Annotated in this window: 23 protein-coding genes; 21 read left to right on the forward strand and 2 right to left on the reverse strand. The window is 52.0% G+C overall.

Annotated elements, in window-relative coordinates:
• Positions 1-27: 27 nt before the first annotated feature.
• On the reverse strand, positions 28-567 hold the full coding sequence (locus tag AC23NW_RS28170) for a gluconate 2-dehydrogenase subunit 3 family protein (RefSeq protein ID WP_487453761.1): 540 nt from the start codon (positions 565-567) through the stop codon (positions 28-30).
• 170 nt (positions 568-737) lie between these two features.
• Between AC23NW_RS28170 and AC23NW_RS28175 the strand changes: the two genes are divergently transcribed.
• On the forward strand, positions 738-1124 hold the full coding sequence (locus AC23NW_RS28175) for a DUF983 domain-containing protein (RefSeq protein WP_293839889.1): 387 nt from the start codon (positions 738-740) through the stop codon (positions 1122-1124).
• An 86-nt stretch (positions 1125-1210) separates the two neighbouring features.
• Here the strand turns inward: AC23NW_RS28175 and AC23NW_RS28180 are convergent, their stop codons facing one another.
• Entirely contained in the window at positions 1211-1654 is a 444-nt protein-coding gene (locus AC23NW_RS28180; protein WP_487453762.1) for a DsrE family protein, read from the reverse strand.
• A gap of 143 nt (positions 1655-1797) precedes the next feature.
• On the opposite strand from AC23NW_RS28180, the gene AC23NW_RS28185 reads away from it, so the two are divergent.
• The 20 genes from AC23NW_RS28185 (at position 1798) to AC23NW_RS28280 (ending at position 19037) form a co-directional block, all read left to right on the forward strand.
• Entirely contained in the window at positions 1798-2010 is a 213-nt protein-coding gene (locus AC23NW_RS28185; RefSeq protein ID WP_293839893.1) for a YgaP family membrane protein, read from the forward strand.
• 85 nt (positions 2011-2095) lie between these two features.
• The gene (locus tag AC23NW_RS28190) at positions 2096-2899 is read left to right on the forward strand and encodes a sulfite exporter TauE/SafE family protein (RefSeq protein WP_487453764.1); all 804 of its coding nucleotides are present in this window, start codon (positions 2096-2098) and stop codon (positions 2897-2899) included.
• Between the two features lie 70 nt (positions 2900-2969).
• On the forward strand, positions 2970-3209 hold the full coding sequence (locus AC23NW_RS28195; RefSeq protein ID WP_487453766.1) for a hypothetical protein: 240 nt from the start codon (positions 2970-2972) through the stop codon (positions 3207-3209).
• Between the two features lie 37 nt (positions 3210-3246).
• Positions 3247-3846, forward strand: a complete 600-nt coding sequence (locus AC23NW_RS28200; RefSeq protein WP_487453768.1) for a class I SAM-dependent methyltransferase — start codon at positions 3247-3249, stop codon at positions 3844-3846.
• A 143-nt stretch (positions 3847-3989) separates the two neighbouring features.
• A complete protein-coding gene (locus AC23NW_RS28205) occupies positions 3990-4385 on the forward strand; it encodes a rhodanese-like domain-containing protein (RefSeq protein WP_487453769.1) in 396 nt (131 codons plus the stop codon).
• 3 nt (positions 4386-4388) lie between these two features.
• Positions 4389-5273: a sterol desaturase family protein gene (locus tag AC23NW_RS28210; RefSeq protein ID WP_487453770.1), complete on the forward strand. Its 885-nt coding sequence runs from the start codon at positions 4389-4391 to the stop codon at positions 5271-5273.
• A gap of 145 nt (positions 5274-5418) precedes the next feature.
• A complete protein-coding gene (locus AC23NW_RS28215) occupies positions 5419-6861 on the forward strand; it encodes a cytochrome c (RefSeq protein WP_487453771.1) in 1443 nt (480 codons plus the stop codon).
• Positions 6862-6876: 15 nt separating this feature from the next.
• Positions 6877-8214 (forward strand): c-type cytochrome, encoded by a 1338-nt coding sequence (locus AC23NW_RS28220; RefSeq protein WP_487453772.1) that lies wholly within the window; start codon positions 6877-6879, stop codon positions 8212-8214.
• A gap of 19 nt (positions 8215-8233) precedes the next feature.
• Positions 8234-8383, forward strand: coding sequence for a hypothetical protein (locus AC23NW_RS28225; protein ID WP_487453774.1), 150 nt, complete (start codon positions 8234-8236; stop codon positions 8381-8383).
• Between the two features lie 77 nt (positions 8384-8460).
• Entirely contained in the window at positions 8461-9342 is an 882-nt protein-coding gene (locus AC23NW_RS28230; protein ID WP_487453775.1) for a helix-turn-helix domain-containing protein, read from the forward strand.
• A gap of 125 nt (positions 9343-9467) precedes the next feature.
• Positions 9468-9695, forward strand: a complete 228-nt coding sequence (locus AC23NW_RS28235) for a hypothetical protein (protein ID WP_487453776.1) — start codon at positions 9468-9470, stop codon at positions 9693-9695.
• A gap of 32 nt (positions 9696-9727) precedes the next feature.
• Positions 9728-10840, forward strand: a complete 1113-nt coding sequence (locus tag AC23NW_RS28240; RefSeq protein ID WP_487453777.1) for a c-type cytochrome — start codon at positions 9728-9730, stop codon at positions 10838-10840.
• Positions 10840-11220: a DsrE family protein gene (locus AC23NW_RS28245; protein WP_487453779.1), complete on the forward strand. Its 381-nt coding sequence runs from the start codon at positions 10840-10842 to the stop codon at positions 11218-11220. The genes AC23NW_RS28240 and AC23NW_RS28245 overlap by 1 nt, the downstream gene beginning before the upstream one ends.
• A 36-nt stretch (positions 11221-11256) precedes the next feature.
• On the forward strand, positions 11257-12936 hold the full coding sequence (locus AC23NW_RS28250; protein ID WP_487453780.1) for a bifunctional metallophosphatase/5'-nucleotidase: 1680 nt from the start codon (positions 11257-11259) through the stop codon (positions 12934-12936).
• Between the two features lie 194 nt (positions 12937-13130).
• Positions 13131-14543: an MBL fold metallo-hydrolase gene (locus AC23NW_RS28255; protein ID WP_487453782.1), complete on the forward strand. Its 1413-nt coding sequence runs from the start codon at positions 13131-13133 to the stop codon at positions 14541-14543.
• A 112-nt stretch (positions 14544-14655) separates the two neighbouring features.
• Positions 14656-15105: an OsmC family protein gene (locus tag AC23NW_RS28260; protein ID WP_487453784.1), complete on the forward strand. Its 450-nt coding sequence runs from the start codon at positions 14656-14658 to the stop codon at positions 15103-15105.
• Between the two features lie 114 nt (positions 15106-15219).
• Positions 15220-16620: an OprD family outer membrane porin gene (locus AC23NW_RS28265; RefSeq protein WP_487453785.1), complete on the forward strand. Its 1401-nt coding sequence runs from the start codon at positions 15220-15222 to the stop codon at positions 16618-16620.
• Positions 16621-16635: 15 nt separating this feature from the next.
• Entirely contained in the window at positions 16636-17208 is a 573-nt protein-coding gene (locus AC23NW_RS28270) for a YeeE/YedE family protein (RefSeq protein ID WP_487453787.1), read from the forward strand.
• A 12-nt stretch (positions 17209-17220) separates the two neighbouring features.
• Positions 17221-17703: a DUF6691 family protein gene (locus tag AC23NW_RS28275; protein ID WP_487453789.1), complete on the forward strand. Its 483-nt coding sequence runs from the start codon at positions 17221-17223 to the stop codon at positions 17701-17703.
• Between the two features lie 128 nt (positions 17704-17831).
• A complete protein-coding gene (locus AC23NW_RS28280; protein ID WP_487453791.1) occupies positions 17832-19037 on the forward strand; it encodes an NAD(P)/FAD-dependent oxidoreductase in 1206 nt (401 codons plus the stop codon).
• The last annotated feature ends 4 nt before the right edge of the window (positions 19038-19041 follow it).

A 19041-nucleotide genomic window follows, 5' to 3' on the forward strand; every position in this document is an offset into this window, starting at 1 on the left:
TGCGAAGATTGAACGATTGTTGATGGATTATTTGGCACTTACCGGCGTCAGCGAACTAACCGGCACACAGCCGTGGAAATAGCCGGGAGCCATGTTGTATTTAAGGACATTAACCATGTAGTACTCGGAGTTAGTGTAACCACGGATGGTCAGTCCCTTAACAAGGTCGGCAAACTGTTTTTCGGCCGGTTCAGCCGACGCGGCCATTTTCAGCAACAGATCAGTACGCTGCTTCTTATCGCAGGCCGTAAATGCCTTGCCATAAGCCTGTTGCGCCAGTTCGTCGGTTTTCAGTAAGCCCTGCTGAAAGGTTTGCTGAACAGGTTCGCCGTAACAATCGTTAATCATGCGTTGAACAAAGCGGTGAACGTTGAGTGTTTTTGCGCCCGGCGTCGTCGTTTCAGGAATAATTGTTTCTACAATTTCGGCCAGTAAAGCCTCGTTCGCAGCGGTCGTATTGGCGCTGGCACCAATGGATTCGGGTGTCCATTGCGTAGCCCATGCAGGCAGGCTAACCAGTCCGCCAAAAGCCATTGAAAGACTTTTAAGGGCAGTGCGTCGTTTCATGTTCATTACGTTTATATGCGTTTCATCTATCGGAAAAGCGACAATCAGAAAAAAACTACCGAACTCCGGGTAGTGTGACAAAAATCACATATTCCCGTTTATGGAGTAGTTACCTTTGTTTCAATCGAAAAGCCCACGGGTTTTTCTTCACCACTAAATGAACCAGCGCCATGTTAAAGGGGACCAAACTATATAGCATTCTGTTTAATAAATGTCCTCGTTGTCAGGAAGGTGACTTCTTCGTCAGCAACAGTGCCTACGACCTGAAACGATTCGACAAAATGCATACGCACTGCAGCCACTGTGATCTCCGGTTCGAACCGGAACCCGGCTTTTTCTTTGGGGCGATGTATGTTAGTTACGCATTTTACGTGGCCTTTATTATCAGCACGTTTGTACTTTTTAACGTACTGCTTGATATTGACCTGACGTATTATCTGATCGGTCTGGTACCGGCGCTCATTATTCTGACCCCGTTTTTTTTCCGGCTGGCTCGCCGTACCTGGATAAATATTTTTGTCAGCTATAAGCCTGATGAGGCTAAAGCGCACTCATAGACATTACTTTTTGCGGAAAAAGTGGCTTACATACACTCAGGGTAGGTATTCAGCGCAGGGACTTGTTTTCCTGCGCTGATATTTTTTTACGGGTGTACATACGTCCAGCCCTGCTGCTGGCGGATGATCAGCTCCCCGTTACCGCTCGGCGTAAACGAAATAAACGGATACAGCTCGTCCTTACTGATTTTGCGTTCCCGCAACGTGTTCTCACACTGTACCAGCAACACACCCTGCTTCTGCATATCCATCAGCGTCTGCTCAAACGCGCTGCCTTTTTTAAAAGCCGCGACTCCTCCCCCGTGCACAACCAGTTCCAGCTCCAGCTTGTCTTTCAGGCGTGGATCCGATAAGGCATTCTGCATATTTTTAAGGGTTGCCTTGATCTTTGCTTCATCATCAGAATTTAACTGATACACAGCATAGTATTTTTTCTTCGTGGCTTCCGCCCCATTGAACGCCGACTGGGCCGTAGCGCTGATCGACAGGGCCATCAGCAGGCCCAACAGACTAAAAAAGAGAGTACGCATAATAAATCAGGGTTAGTAAGGAGATGTTAAGGTGATCAATATACCAAAACGACGAATGTATGATGAAAATTAGCCGGTTCTTGTGATAATTGTCACAGAGTTTTTTCCCGGATACTGCTTCCTTGGAGACAAAAAAAGTAGCCATGAAAAAGAACATTGGGGCCGCCGACCGCTACATACGCATCGCGCTGGCCGTACTCCTGATCAGTTTGTCTGCCGCCGACGTTCTGACCGGCGTCTGGAACATCGTTGGTTTTGTCGCCGCCGGTATCCTGCTGCTCACAAGCCTGATCAGCACCTGCCCGCTGTACCTGCCCTTCGGCATCCGGACCAACCGCGCCCACAAATTGCGGTAACTGGCAAAGAAACGGGCTCTGTGTAACAATTATCACGGAAAAGGGCCTTGTAGATGGCGTGATTTGCTAAAAAATACGGCAGATCATGAATACAATTGAGATAGTAGGTTTTTCCGCATCGATCCTGATCGGGGTCAGTCTGGGGCTGATCGGCGGAGGGGGCAGCATCCTGACCCTGCCCGTTCTGGTTTATCTGTTAGGGATTAATCCGGTGATGTCAACGGCCTATTCGCTGTTTGTCGTCGGTACTACCTCGCTGGTAGGTTCGGTCAATTATATGCGCAAACAGCAGGTTAATTATAAAGCCGCGCTGGTGTTTTCGATTCCGTCGTTTCTGGCAGTTTTTCTGACACGGAAATACGTTGTGCCGGCCATTCCGGATCCGGTCTTCAGCAGCGGCTCATTTGTAATGAGTAAAAGCGTGACAATCATGATTTTTTTCGCGCTGATCATGCTGGCGGCATCGTTTTCCATGATCCGTGATAAAAAAGGGGAAGCGGCTAAAACCGAAGGTCCTGTTACATTTAACCTCCCGCTGATTGCGCTGGAAGGGGCACTCGTCGGTACGCTGACCGGCTTCGTTGGTGCCGGTGGCGGCTTCCTGATTATTCCGGCACTGGTACTGCTGGCACGTCTGCCGATGAAAATGGCAGTCGGTACATCACTGCTTATAATCGCCGCCAAATCGCTGATCGGATTCCTCGGTGACCTGTCCAACATGGCCGTTGACTGGACGTTCCTGCTCGAATTTACGGCCTTGTCAGTCGCCGGTATTTTCGTTGGCTCTTACCTCTCAAAATTCATTGCCGGCGAAAAGCTGAAACGGGCATTCGGCTGGTTTGTACTGGTAATGGGCGTTTATATCATTGTTAAGGAAACGATGTTTTAGCGATGGGCTGAGGCTGGATAAGTTGATGCCGGCTTTACCATTGGGATTACTTTTCTGAATAATAACGATTATGATTGATCTGAAAAACTGGGATGTAATGCGGATTATCCGGCTGGTGGCGGGTGGTCTGGTGATGTGGAGTGCCGTTGTTGATCAGCAGCCGATGCTCGGTATTCTCGGCGGATTATTTCTGATGCAGGCCATCCTGAATGTCGGCTGTGCGGCCGGTGGCTGCGGTGTTCCGGCACCCCGCCGTTCGGTGAAACCGGACGAAGCCCATCAGGATATCCCGTATGAAGAAATTCATTAACGGCTGGTCCATTTTTGCCCACCTCAACTTGTGTACAATGAACGAATTCTGGGAAACCCGCTATAGCAACCCGACCTATGCCTACGGGACCAAACCCAATGTCTTTTTTAAAGAGTGCATCGACAAACTGCCGGCGGGGCGGTTGTTGCTGCCGGCCGAAGGCGAAGGCCGGAATGCGGTCTATGCCGCCCTCCGGGGCTGGACCGTCGATGCCTTTGACTTCAGCGAGGCCGCAAAGGCCAAAGCACTGGCGCTGGCCGGCGGAGCCTGCACCACCATTCAATACGACATCGCAACGCTTCAGAACTTTGATGGTCAGCCCAATATCTATGACATGATCGGGCTGATATACGTCCACCAGCCACCTGCCCTGCGGCAGCAGTTTCACAAACGGCTGGTCAGCTGGCTGAAACCGTCGGGATATCTCGTGCTGGAAGCCTTCCATAAGGAGCAGCTCGGCAATTCGTCGGGCGGACCGCAACAGGCCGATATGCTCTTTAACCGGACCGAGCTACTGGATGATTTCAAGGAACTGGACATCCTGCAGATTGACGAACGTTACACTGACCTGAACGAAGGGCCGTTTCATAGCGGGTCTGCCTGCGTCATCCGGCTCATTGCCCGAAAGAAAGTTTAAAAAACAGGGTCGGTAGAAGATAAGCCCCGTTGCCTCGTAGCGACGGGGTTTTCTATTGTCAGCCCTCGTTCAGACCAGCTTTGTGACTCTTGTCACGGAACGGGCTACAAACAGGCGCTAGGTTTGAGAAAAAAACTAACGCCATGCGCATCCTTCGTAGTATTCTCTTTTTCCTGCTGATTAGTCTGATTCAGCTCAGTTGTGGTTCCGGACAGGCACCGGTTAAAGACCTGTCGGCCAATGACTTTAAAACGGCCATCGAATCGCCCGCACCCAAACAACTGATCGATGTCCGGACCGATGCCGAAGTTAGTCAGGGCAGGATTGCCAACGCCCGGCAGATTGACTTTGCCAGCCCAGCTTTTGAGCAACAACTCGACCAGCTGGATAAAAACCAGCCGGTTTACCTGTACTGTGCCATCGGTGGCCGCAGCACGCAGGCCGCCCAAATCTGTGCCCGTAAAGGATTCAAGGAAGTATATAACCTGTCGGGCGGCATTCAGGGATGGATGCAGGCCGGCAACCCGATCTCCCAATAAGCCATGCAACGCTATATCGATGCATTCGCCAACGGGTATGCGGGTTATTTCAACTACCTCGTCAATGAAATCCTGTACCCGGGCTGGCATAATTACTTCTACTGGCTCATCGGCCTATCGCTCGCGGTCTGGGCACTCGAAATCCTGTTTCCGTGGCGCAAAGACCAGCCAGCTTTCCGGGATGACTTCTGGACTGACCTGTTTTATCTGTTTTTCAACTTTTTCCTGTTTTCGCTGATCGGCTACAATGCCCTGTCGAATGTAGGAGTGCAGGCCTTCACTGATTTTCTGGGACTGTTCGGCATCCGCAATCTGGTCGCATTTGAGATTCAGTCGTGGCCGGTGTGGGCGCAGCTGCTGACGCTGTTTATTGTCCGTGACTTTGTGCAGTGGAACGTTCATGTACTGCTCCATAAAATACCGTGGATGTGGCAGTTTCATAAAGTGCACCACAGCGTAGAGGAAATGGGGTTTGCCGCCCACCTGCGGTATCACTGGATGGAAACATTCATTTACCGGATTTTCGAGTACATTCCGCTCGCCATGATCGGCTTTGGCATCCAGGACTTTTTTCTGGTTCACCTGTTTACGCTGGCCATCGGTCACCTCAATCATGCCAATATCAACCTGCCGCTCGGCCCGCTGCGGTTCCTGTTTAACAGCCCGCAGATGCACCTGTGGCATCATGTACACGATCTGCCCGACAACCATCCTAACGGGATTAATTACGGAATTTCGCTCAGTATCTGGGATTATCTGTTCCGGACAGCCTACCAGCCGTATGACGACAGCCACATCAGGCTGGGTTTTCCGGAAGTCGAAAACTTCCCGAAAACCATTAAGGAACAACTGGTTTATCCGTGGGGCGAAAAAACAAGGCCGCATTGACACCCCATCCGTAAAAAGTACCATACAGACCGTAATTGGTGTACTACCCCGAAGCGGTCTGTATGCTTCCTTTGTCGTATCAAATCGATTGATTTGTGCGTAACGTTTCACCTATATGGACTTCCCGATTTTTCATTTAGACTTCATGAATGATCGCGTACTGATCGCAGTAATTGCGATTCTGCACGTCCTGATCAACCATGCGCTGGCAGTGGGGTTTATCCCGCTGGTAACCTATATGGAGTGGCTGGGTTTCAAACATAATGATGCCCGCTGGGACAGACTGGCCTACAAAATTATGTTTGTCGGTTTTGTGATTACCACGACCATCGGCGCCATGACCGGGGTAGGTATCTGGCTGTCTTCCTCGCTGATTAACCCCTACTCAATCGGTAGCCTGATCCGGGTCTTTTTCTTTGCCTGGTTTACCGAATGGATTGTGTTTGTATCGGAGGTAGTGCTGATTATGATTTATTTCCTGAACTGGAAAAAGTCGAATGCGTCGGTAGAAGCGAAAGGCCGCCATATTCGCTTCGGCACCTATCTCAGCATTGCCTCGTGGCTGACAATGTCAATTATTGTGGCCATCCTCGGTTTTATGATGGACGCCGGCAACTGGCTCAGCGATCACACGCTGCTGAAAGGCTTCACCAACCCCATTTATCTGCCTCAGCTGGCCTTCCGTACGCCACTGGCAATGATGATGGCCGGCGCCGTTTCACTGCTGCTGACAATTATCTTCACCGGCAAAGGCGAAGAAATCCGGTACATGGCCCTGCGGTTTATCTCAAAATGGATTCTGTTCTGGACGCCGTTTATGATCGCTGCCGCAGCCTGGTACTACAACGTCATCCCGACACTGATGATCGGCAACATGGCCGTAGCCGTTGGCACGCAGGATTTTCAGTCGTGGTATAACCTGCTCAGCAAGTTTATCATTGGCTCTATTACAATCATGCTCCTGATTGCGGCGGCAGGCTGGTGGCGGCCGAAACGGATTCCGTCCCTTGCCTTTATCATCCCCGTACTGGTGATGTTTGGTTTTGCCGGAATCTTTGAACGAATCCGCGAGTTTATCCGCAAACCCTACGTGATCGGAGGTTATATGTACTCCAACGGGATACGGGTCGAGGAATATCCGCTGCTGAAACAGGAAGGAATCCTCACGTATGCAACGTATGTCAGACACCGTGAAGTTACGGAAGCCAACCGGATCGAAGCCGGAAAAGACGTGTTTATGATTGCCTGCAGCCGGTGCCATACCACGAGCGGTGTCAACTCAATTGTGTCGGTGTTCGACCGGATGTATGGCGGCAAAGGCGAACCGTTTAGTGCGGATGCCATGCAAGGCTACATCAAAAACATGCACAACGCCCGTTATTTTATGCCGCCGTTTCCCGGTAATGACAAGGAACTCGGTGCCCTGGTAGCGTATATCAAACAGCTGCAAACGTATCCGCAGGAAGCCGAAGGAGCGCAGACGGCGGGCACCGTCATTGCCACCACGACCGACGAAATCCAGACGCTGTCGGCTAAAGCCGCTGAACCAAAAGCCCGGTCAACTCAAAACCTCGCGTTGTCGAAATAACCTCAACTTATTGCCATGAATCCGTTCGCTATATTGCTGCAGGTGCCCGTACCGCACGACCTGCCGCTGGACCTGCCATTGCCTGAATGGTTGCTGGTGGGTGTTCTTATCGTTTCCTTTCTGCTCCATATCCTGTTTGTGGATATGATGGTTGGCGGTGTACTGCTCACCCTTTGGTTTGAAATCAAGGGACTGAAAAACAAGGAGTATGACACCCTGGCCCACGAAATTGCCAATACCGTTACGGTCAATAAAAGTATGGCAGTGGTGCTGGGTGTGGCTCCCCTGCTGGCAATCAATACCCTGTATACAGTCTATTTTTATTCCGCCAATGCCCTAACCGGCCTGATGTGGATTATGATTATTCCGCTGGTTATCGTCGCGTTTCTGCTGACCTATGCCCATAAGTATTCGTGGGAAAAACTAAGCGACAACAAACCGCTGCACCTGCTGATCATCGGTGCGGCCGCCCTGCTGTTCGCCTTTATTCCGTTTATTTTTCTGACGAACGTAAACCTGATGCTGTTTCCCGAAAAATGGGGCACGGTCCACGGGTTCCTGTCGGCCCTGATGCTGCCAAACGTCTTGCCACGGTATGTCTTCTTCATGATGTCGACCCTGGCCATCACCAGCCTGTTTTTGTTCTGGTACTTCGGCCGGTCTTCCTACGCTTTCGAAGGCCGGTTCAGCACCCTTACCCGCTACAGCGTCCGGAAGCGATTCTACAGTCTTGCCTTTGGTACACTGGCGCTTCAAGTGGTACTGGCGGGGCCGATTCTGGTCACGACCTTACCTGCCAAAGGCATCAGCACTACATTGGTTGTTACGTTGCTGGGCGGCGTTGTGCTGCTCACACCGGTACTGTACTGGCTCTGGAAAGGCATTACGGCTAAGCAGGAAGAGTTGCTGGACAGGGATTTTAACAAAGTACTGGCCATGACTCTGGTGATTACACTGGTGATGGGGGGCGGCCGGCACCTCTACCGTGAAAATGCGCTGGCTCCGCACAAAAAACTGATGGCCGAACGCACGGCCGAATACAATGACATGGTCCGGCAGGCACACGAGCAGGCACAGGCTGCCGCCCCCGCAACGGCGCAGGCCGGCGGAACCGTCAGCGGGGAAACCATCTTTCAGCAGAACTGTAGCGCCTGTCATGCCAAAGATGTGAAGGTGGTTGGCCCGCCGATGACCGAAATGCTGGCCATTTACAAGACCAATCCCGACGGGCTGAAAAACTGGGTGAAAGCACCAGGCAAAAAACGCCCTGATTTCCCGCAGATGCCGGGGTTTGCCCAACTATCTGAACCCGAACTCAAGGCCCTGGCCGATTACATACTGCATATTCAATAAACCTCAACTGCGTACAACCATGATTACCAACCGATTATTCAAAGAACCGCTGACCGATACCCAACTCTGGTCTGTCAATATGTTTACCAACAGCCTGCGGGTGCTGGTAGTGGCCGTACTCGCTATCATTGCCTCCGTCCTGACAATGATTTACACGCTCCTCGTGTAGCATACCTGTATACGTCCCTGCCCGGGCGACGCAGAACACCTGTTTTGCCGCCCGGATACGGGTTTATTCCTTCGGCTATGAAAAAGAACACCGGCGAGATCCCCAGCTTTACCATTCAGGAACTGAACTGTCAGGAACATCCACACCAGGAATTTGATATTGCCCGGTTTGAGTACTTTGCCAGGGACATTGCCCATTTGTATGCTCCGCACCGCCACGACTTTTATACCCTTCTGCTGGCAACCGAAGGCAGCGGCAGCCATGACATTGATTTTTCGACCTATGCCATTCATCCGCTCCGGTTGTTTTTTATTAGTCCGGGACAGATTCATGCATGGCGGGAAATCAACAATCTGAAAGGCTATGTGCTCTTTTTTACCGATGACTTTTTTTCGCTGCGCTATCATAACAACGTCCTGGCGGAGTTTCCCTTTTTTAATTCACTGCGGCATGAACCGTTCATGGAACTGACAGGGCAAAGTTTCGGTAACCTTCACCAGTTAATGAGCACGCTGCATGAGGAATATAGTAAGCCGAAACTGTACAGCGATAACCTTCTCCGCTCCTACCTGAATATCCTGCTGATCGTGCTGGCCCGTGAATACCTGCCCCGGCAAACCGGCACCGATCAAGGTACACAGCGCACGTTGATCCGGACCTTTGAAAACCTGATAAACCAGCATTTCCGTACCAAAAAACATCCGCGCGACTATGCTGACCTGTTGTTTATTACCCCGAATTACCTGAACGAAGTCTGCAAACAGACCACCGGTCAGTCGGCGGGCGAGCTGATCCGGAAGCGGATTATCATTGAAGCAAAACGGTTACTGGCGCACACCCCGCAGACAGTCAGCGAAATTGCCTATGACCTTCAGTTTGATGACGCGTCTTATTTTTGCCGGTTTTTTAAAAAAGAAACCCGGAAAAGTCCTGAAAACTTCAGAAAAACCTTCACTTAGCCCTCTTTTGTGACTAATGTTACAGTCGGGCAGCCAACTTTCCTGCATTTTTGAATCAGTCACTGCTTACACCTGGCGTTAATTCTAACAGATTAACCGCATAGGTGTACTATCTTTTGTAAGCCATGAACATTGTCAAAAAGCCGCTTTTCCGCTCCCTGCTGCTGGCCTGCCTTACCATGGGGCTGGCTCCTTTTTTTCCGGAACCGCATATTATCGGAAAAATCCGGTGGGTATTGGGTGGTGCCCACGGTATGCAGCTCATCGACTGGGGCGATCTTTTGTTACACGGTGCCCCCTGGATTGCCCTGATCGGGTATGTTCTCTGGCACCGTCTACGCCTCCGTGCCTGATCTGATCTATAGCCTCTAACGTATAAGACCATATGCCAACACACGATGCATTTACGAAAACAATTCAGTCGCTACAGCGCACGTTAACCCTGCTGGCTGGTCTGGTCGGCGTGGCCCTGCTGTCGGTACTGGTACTGCTGTCAATCAACTTCGGCCTGATTGATACCAGCAAAACGGTGGACGACAAGACGGCGGCCGGCAAAACGGTGGCCGGCCAAAAATCCGCTGTCCCCAAAACCGGCGATAAGGCAGAATCAGGGTCGAAACCACTCTGGAAGGCGCCCGATGACGCTGCGCTGGCCGGTAACAAAAACGCGGACCTGATCCGCTACGGCAAAGAGCTCATTGCCAATACCGCTACCTATCTTGGTCCCAAAGGGTCGGTGGCCCACGTATCGAACGGCATGAACTGCCAGAACTGCCACCTCGACGCCGGCAGCAAACCGTGGGGTAATAACTATGGGGCGGTAGCGGCAACCTACCCGAAATTCCGCGAGCGGTCCGGCTCGGTCGAAAGCATTGTGAAACGCGTCAACGACTGCTTCGAACGCAGCCTCAACGGAAAGTCGCTCGACAGCAACAGCCGCGAAATGAAGGCCATTGTCGCCTACATCCATTTTCTCGGCGATGATGTTGAGAAAGGCAAAACACCGAACGGGTCGGGTATCTGGAAACTCGCCTATCTTGACCGTGCGGCCAGGCCGGAAGCGGGTAAGGTCATGTATCAGCAAAAATGCGTTTCCTGCCACGGGGCAGACGGTCAGGGCATTGCCAAACCCGACGGTAGCGGCTATACATTCCCGCCACTCTGGGGGCCACACAGTTACAACCAGGGAGCAGGTTTATACCGTGTGTCCCGGTTTGCCGGATACGTTAAAGCCAACATGCCGCTGGGCGCTACCTTCGACAAGCCGCAGCTGACCGACGAAGAGGCCTGGGACCTGGCCGCTTTTGTGAATTCGATGCCGCGCCCTGCGAAAGATCTCAGTAAAGACTGGCCGAATATCGCCGGTAAACCAGTCGATCACCCGTTTGGACCGTATGCAGATTCGTTTCCTGAAAAGCAGCATAAATACGGCCCGTATAAGCCAATCGACGCGTTCAAAAAAGCACACAGCAACGACAAAAAGGTAGCGACACGCTGATGGAATCATCCAACACACTGGACACGGGACAAGGCCACCGTGTTGTTTTTCAATATGTTGCAGCCGATCAAGCCTCACAAAAGGCACTGGTCAGTAACCTGCGGAACCTGCTGAACGTATGGCCGGATGCTGAGATTGAGGTGGTGGTACATGGTCCCGGCATCAGCCTGCTGCACCCCGCCGGGTCAGTCGTTACCGATCAGCTGACAGCCCTTCTGCAAACGGCGAACCTCCGCGTGGTGGTCTGCGAGAATACGCTGAAGGGACATCAGCTTACGCTCAGTGCCCTGATGCCGGGCATCGGTACCGTACCAGTGGCTATCATTGAACTGATTCTTAAACAGGAACAGGGCTGGGCCTACATAAAGGCCGGCTTATAAAAACCCTGAATGCTTTACCCTAAACTGCCTTACCTTATGCCTTCAAGACGGTCTTTTTTACAAACCGGCCTGCTCAGCAGCGTATCAGCCGCCGTACCCTTTACGGCCAGCAGCATGGCTGACAGCCACTTAACAACCGGACAAGCCGGAATCAGTCAAAACAATACAGGGGTAATTACCTTGCTTCAGACCACCGATGTCCACTGTCAGCTCCATGCCCACGATGAGCTTTTCTGGGAAAATAACCAGCTGACATTCCGGAAATCCGGTGGCTATGCCCATTTAGCAACGGCTATCAACAGCATTCGTTCCCGTAACCCCGCCAATACACTCCTGATTGATACCGGTGATATGTTTCAGGGCAGTATGCTGGCCGTAAAAACAGAAGGGAAAGCCCTCCTGCCACTGCTGAATGCCCTTAGCTACGATATGTTTTTGCCAGGCAACTGGGAAGTGGTGTATTACAAAAAAGCCATGCAACAGTTGTTGGGCAGCCTGCATGCGCCAAAAGTGTGCACCAATATGTACCACGATACCGGCAACGGCGTAAAAGGCGAACTGATCTTCCAGCCTTACCAGATCGTGAACCGCTTCGGCGTCAAAATCGGCTTTCTGGGGTATACTGATCCGCTGGTGCCGCTCCGGCAGTCGCCGTTATACAGTAAGGGTATTGTGTACACCAAACCAGAAGAAACGATTAAGTACTGGGTCGATGTACTGAAACAGCAGGAACAGTGCGATATGGTCATTGTACTGGCTCATCTGGGGCTTTCCCAGCAAATCGGCCTGGCCAACCATCCCCACGCCGAAGGGGTCGATTATATCTTCGGCGGAGATACCCACGAGCGTGTCCGGCAGCCAATTCAGTGTAAATACGCCAAAGTGGTTGAGCCGGGTGCCTTCGGGTCGTTTATCGGTCGCCTCGATATTACGGTCAAAGATGGCCGGATTACCGGTGAGCGCTACGAACTGCTTGAGGTTGATCCGAAAAAATACAAGCCTGATCCGGTCGTGCAACGCATTGTCGATGACGTCGAGGCACCCTATAAAGCCGCACTGACCAATGTACTCGGCTATAGTAAGGTGCCGCTTTACCGGAATTTTGTGGTCGAAAATACCATTGATACGATGATTGTGGATGCGTTGATGTGGAAAATCAAGCCCGACGTTGCTCTCTCGAACGGCTTCCGGTTCTGTCCGCCGCGCACAGCCGATGCCAGCGGCCTCGTTCCGGTTACGGAGGCCTATCTGTATGACATGCTGCCGGTCGATGCCACCGTCCGGACCGGTAAGGCTACCGGTAAACAACTGCTCGACTGGCTGGAACGGGAGTTGCAGAACGTGTTTGCACAGGATGCAACCAAACGCTTCGGCGGCTGGGTGGTCCGGTTCAAAGGCATGGAGGTCGATTTTAAAGCCTTCGTCGAAGCCGGGCAGCGGATTCAGTCTGTCCGGATCGGCGGCCAGCTGCTGGACCCTGCACGGACCTACACGATCTGCGCCTGCGAACGGGAAGGTGATCCGGATGACATGTTATGCCGGATGAAAGGAGTACAGGCAGGGCAAAATACAACCTCCTCCCTGCATACGGTCATGAAGGAATACCTGAAAGCCTTTTCGCCGGTTAATCCGCAGTTGCCGCGTACAACCCGCATTCTGGACGGACCGCAGGAACTGCTGACGCAGGTACATGGCGTCGACTACACATTCCGCTAACCATATCTACCTCTCTGACTGTCAGATACCTAATCACCAATTCGTTTCAGAAGCAGGGCTTTCTCCCTGCTTCTTCCATGACCGTCGTCATACTGAACAGCTGACAACCATCATACTCCCTCTGTAACAAACATCACAGAATACCCCTCTGCGGATGGCCAATTTTGATTCATCAATTTAAACACAGAGAAGTCATGAAAATCGAACAAATGTACACGGGTTGTCTGGCCGAGGCCGCTTACTATATCGAATCAGCCGGTGAGGCCGCCATCATTGATCCGCTGCGGGAAACGAAACCGTATATCGAACGGGCCGAAGCAGACGGAGCCACCATCAAGTATGTTTTCGAAACGCACTTCCACGCCGACTTTGTATCGGGGCACCTTGACCTGGCCGCCAAAACCGGCGCGGCCATCGTTTTCGGGCCAACCGCCCAGCCCAACTATCCGGCACACGTAGCCACCGACGGCGAGCTGTTTACCGTCGGCAACATTCAGATTAAAGTGCTGCATACGCCGGGCCATACCATGGAATCCTCGACGTTCCTGCTGCTGGACGAAACCGGCAGGGAAACAGCTATTTTCACCGGTGATACGCTCTTTATCGGCGATGTTGGCCGCCCTGATCTGGCCGTTAAAAGCGACCTGACCCGCGAAGATCTGGCTGGTCACCTGTTCGACAGCCTGCATCAGAAAATCATGACGCTGCCGGACGACGTCATCGTGTATCCGGGCCACGGTGCCGGATCGGCCTGCGGCAAGAACATGAGCAAGGAAACTACCGATACCCTTGGCAATCAGAAGCTGTTTAACTACGCCTTGCGGGCCCAAACAAAAGAAGAATTTATCAAAGAGGTAACCACCGGTCTAACAACACCACCGCAGTATTTCCCGAAAAATGCGGTGCTGAACAAGATGGGTTACAGTTCTGTCGATGAGGTTATCCGTCAGGGAACACAAGCCTTATCGCCGGCCGCCTTTGACGCCGCTGCTAACGAAGAAGAAGCGCTGGTACTCGACGTACGGGGTGCGCAGGAATTTGCCAGAGGCTTTATCCCGAACAGCATCAACATCGGCCTCGACGGTCAGTTTGCGGGCTGGGTCGGTACGCTGGTCACCGATCTGAAACAGCCGGTTCTGCTCATTACGCCCGAAGGCCGCGAAGAAGAAGCGGTTCTCCGGCTGGCCCGCGTTGGCTATGATAACTGCATTGGTTACCTGAAAGGCGGCTTTGCGGCCTGGGTTGCCGATGGCCGTGACACCGACACCATCGAATCTATTTCGGCCGAAACGTTTGCCGGCCGGTATGCCGCCGATAACAACCTGCCCGTTTTCGATGTCCGCCGGCAAAGCGAATACCTGTCTGAACATGTCGTGGGCATTGAAAACCTGCCGCTCGAAAACCTCAACCAGAACATGGCCCGGCTCGACCGCAACCAGCCGTATTACCTGCACTGTGCCGGTGGCTACCGGTCGATGATTGCCGCGTCGATCCTGAAAGCACGTGGCTACGACAAGCTGATCGACGTAGCCGGTGGCTTTACGGCCATTAAGCAAACCGGCAAGCTGCCCCTGACCGATTACGTTTGCCCGACTACTTTATTGTAATTCGTTGATTTTACCACGAAGGCCCAAAGGCCTGAAGTAACACAAAGACCCGAAAGCTTTGTGCCCCTCTGGTTCTTTATGCCTTCGTGGCTAACCATAAACCAATACAACCATGACACCGCATTATTACGAGGTAAATCTCGGCTGGCAGTATGCCCGCCTGGGTCAGCTGAGCTCACCGGCCCTGACCGATACCATTGATGTAGCAACCCCGCCGGAATTTGCCAAAGGCATGCCGGGCGTCTGGTCGCCCGAACACCTGCTGGTGGCGGCCGTATCCGGCTGCTTCATGACCACCTTCCTGGCCATCGCCGAAAACTCGAAGCTCGATTTCTCAGACTTTGACTGCCGCGCCACCGGTAAACTGGAAGAAACGGAAAACGGCCTGATGATTTCGGCCATACAATTATTCCCGAAAGTAGTCGTACAGCACGACAGCGACATCGAAAAGGCCAAACGTGTCCTGATCAAATCCGAACGCCATTGCCTGATCACAAATTCGGTGCGGGCTCAGGTAACGATGGAACCGACGGTTGTGGTTGCCGTCACAGAATTCGATTAAGAATTACGGCTTTTGTAACTATTGTCACGGAATGCGGGGAAATGCCGGTTTAGCTTTGTCAGGTAAATGATTCAACCTGTCACCATGTTAAAGCATTTCTTTCTAATCTTATTATTGAGCTGTAGCGCTGCCGGTACAGGCTTTTCTTCAGGAACGGACGGAATAGACCCTGAGGATCAGCCTGCTCCGGCAGACTCGGCAAAACCGGTAGCCCAATTCCTGAAGAAAGGGCTTTTTTCAGGTCATGTCCGCTCTTATTTTCTGGCTACTGATAACAAACCAGGCCTGACCGATTTCCATGCGCTCGGCATCGGAGCCGGTATCAGCTATCACACACCACGGCTTTTCAAACACGTTGAACTCGGTATCAGCGGCTTTTTTACGTTCAATGTCCTGTCGTCGGACTTGGCCGCCCGCGACCCGAAAACCAATCAGCCAAGCCGCTACGAAGTAGGTTTGTTTGACCTGGCCGATCCGAATAACCGGCGCGACCTCGACCGGCTGGAGGAATTATATGCCCGTGTGTACATTGGTCATCAGTCTAAACTGACCGTTGGCCGTCAGATTCCGCACTCACCGTTTATTAATCCGCAGGATGGCCGGATGCGCCCTACTCTGACCGAATCGGCCGTACTGGAATGGAACGAGTGGAAAAATACCCGCTTTCAGCTTGAGTATATCTTCGGCATATCGCCAAGATCGACAGTTGACTGGTTTACGGTCGGCGACAGTTTCGGACAGTATCCGGTTGGTGTTGATCTGAATGGCAAACCCTCGCAATATGCCGGTCACATCCGGACGAGCGGTATTTTCCAGGCTGGTCTGACACAGAAGGCAGGCCCTCTCTCGCTACAGATCTGGAACACCTATGTGTCCGATGTCTTTAACCTGCTGCATGGGACTATAGAATGGCGTTCGTCGCGGACAAGCTCTGCCTACTGGATGGCCGGCGTGATGGGTGGTTACGAAGAAGCGGTTAACAACGGCGGTAACGAGGTGATTGCTCAAACTTACATTACACCGGGCGCCACGGCAGGTTTTATCTCCGGCCGGATCGAATACCAGGCTCCCCGTTGGGTTTTCAACCTGAACGCCACCCGCATTACGGCCGCCGGGCGGTTGCTGATACCCCGAGAATGGGGCCGGGAGCCCTTTTACACGTTTATGCTCCGGGAGCGTAACGAAGGTACCGGCAATACCACCGCCTTTACCGGCAGTGTGCGCTACTCGCCGCTTAAGAACCTGAAACTCGATCTGGGCACCGGCTACTATCACCTGCCTGACGTGAGTAATTATGCGCTTAACAAGTATGGCCTCCCCGCTTACACACAGGTTAATCTTGGAACCACTTATCAGTTTAGCGGGTTATGGAAAGGACTTGACATACAATTACTTTTCGTCCGGAAAGATCCCGTCCGGTGGCAACCGGGCAGTACGCTGGTCAACCCTGACCGGTATATAATCAACAAGGTAAGTATGACCCAATTAAACGCGATAGCCAATTTTCATTTTTAATAAACAACCTCTCCTATGGATTTTTTAGAGTTAATCCGTCAGCCCTGGCCGTGGTACGTTGCCGGCCCGCTTATCGGCCTCACCGTACCGACGCTGTTGCTGATTGGTAACAAATCGTTTGGTATCTCGTCCTCGCTGCGCCACATCTGCGCAGCCTGTATGCCTGCCAATATTCCGTTTTTCAAATACGACTGGAAAAAAGAAATCTGGAACCTGGTTTTCGTATTCGGTGTGTTGATCGGAGGCTTCCTTGCCACTACATTTCTGGAGAACCCAAACGATTTCGTACTCTCGCCGGATACCATTGCAGACCTGAAAGCGCTTGGCATTAAAGACTTTGCGGGCCTGATGCCGGCTGATCTGTTTGAGGCATCGAACCTCTTCACACTGAAAGGCTTTATTTTCTTTATCGTCGGCGGTTTTATGGTCGGCTTCGGCACGCGCTGGGCCGGTGGCTGTACATCGGGACACGCTATTATGGGCCTTTCGACGCTGCAATGGCCGTCACTGATTGCCACCTGCTGTTTCATGATCGGTGGTTTCACGATGACGCACCTGATCATGCCTTACATTTTCAACCTGTTCTAAACGCCTCAAGACATGCAGAAAGTACAATTTCCGGAGCCGATGGTGTGCGATGCACCCAACGACATGGCTAAAAAAGAAAGCGTTTTTTCAAACGTAAAATACATGGTTGTCGGTATCATGTTTGGTATTGTATTCGTGAAAGCTGAAATCATTTCCTGGTTCCGTATTCAGGAAATGTTCCGTCTTCAGAGCTTCCACATGTACGGCGTAATTGGTTCGGCCGTTGTCGTGGGGATGCTTTCCGTCTACCTCATCAAAAAATTCAATATCAAGACATTATCCGGCGAAACCGTACAGTTTCACCCGAAGAAATTCAATCGCGGCCAGATTTTCGGGGGACTGATGTTCGGACTGGGGTGGGCCATTACGGGCGCCTGCCCGGGGCCGTTGTTTGCCCAGATCGGCAGCGGCTATGTTGTCGTGATTGCCACGCTCCTGAGCGCCATCGCCGGCACATGGACCTACGGGTTGCTGCGCGACAAACTGCCGCACTAACACGGTAATCGGTTGCTGGTGGTTTACCAGAACCACCAGCAACAATAAATAACCCTTATGTGATTTAAGTCACTGAGTGCCGTTTAGAGATAGTATAATTTCACCAATAAATTAAACTATTCCTGAGCATGGCAACGAAATTTGATGTTCTGATTGTAGGTGGCGGTAACGCAGGGTTATCCGTCGCTGCCCAGCTTCTCCGTAAAGAGTCCAATCTGGTTATTGGTATTATCGAACCGTCTGAAAAGCATTACTATCAGCCAGCGTGGACCCTGGTTGGTGCCGGACAATTTGATATCAGGGCGACTGAAAAACCGGAACGCGATTTCATGCCTGAGGGAGCTATCTGGATTAAAGACGCAGTAGCATCGTTTCAGCCGGAAGCCAGTCAGGTGACCTGCAAAAGCGGCGATACCTATGCCTACGAGTCGCTTGTAGTGGTACCGGGTCTACAGCTCGACTGGGGAAAAATCAAAGGGTTTAAAGAAACGCTCGGCAGCCATCAGGTATCAAGCAATTATTCGTTTGCTACTGCACCTTATACCTGGGAGCTCATTAAAAACTTCAAGGGTGGCGTGGCGGTTTTTACTAATCCGACAACACCGGTCAAATGCGGCGGCGCCCCGCACAAGATCATGTATCTTGCCTGCGATTACTGGCGTAAAAACGGGGTTCTCGACAAAACCGAAGTGCATTATGTATCGGGGGCGGGGGCAATTTTCGCGGTGAAGGACTTTGCCGTTACTCTCGAGGGGTTGCTGAAACGCTACCGCATTAAAACCCATTACCTCAAAAACGTGACGGAAGTCGACGGGCCAAACCATACCCTTTATTTTGAGAGTAAGGATACAGACGGCAACGTAGTTAAAGAATCCATCTCGTTCGACATGGCCCATATCGTGCCTCCGCAGTCGGCCCCTGACTTCATTAAAAACAGCCCGTTGGTTGATCCGGCTCAGCCTCTTGGTTGGGTCGAAGTGAACAAGCTCACGTTCCGGCACGCCCGTTTTGAGAACATTTTTGCCTGTGGCGATGTCAGTAACGCCCCTACGTCAAAAACCGGCGCGGCCATTCGTAAACAAGCACCGGTTATGGTAGAGCACATTCTGGCCTACCTGCATCATACCCAATCCGAAGCACAATACGACGGATACACCGCCTGCCCGATTCCGACTGAATACGGCAAGCTGATGCTCGCCGAATTTGACTATACCAACAAACCCAAAATGACATTCCCGTTCAACCAGACAGTGCCGCGCTGGAGCATGTGGCTGCTCAAAAAGTACCTGCTGCCGTGGCTGTACTGGAACCGGATTCTGTCAGGGAAGGCGTAATTGG

This window comes from Arsenicibacter sp. R0_47 (genome assembly GCF_057652235.1).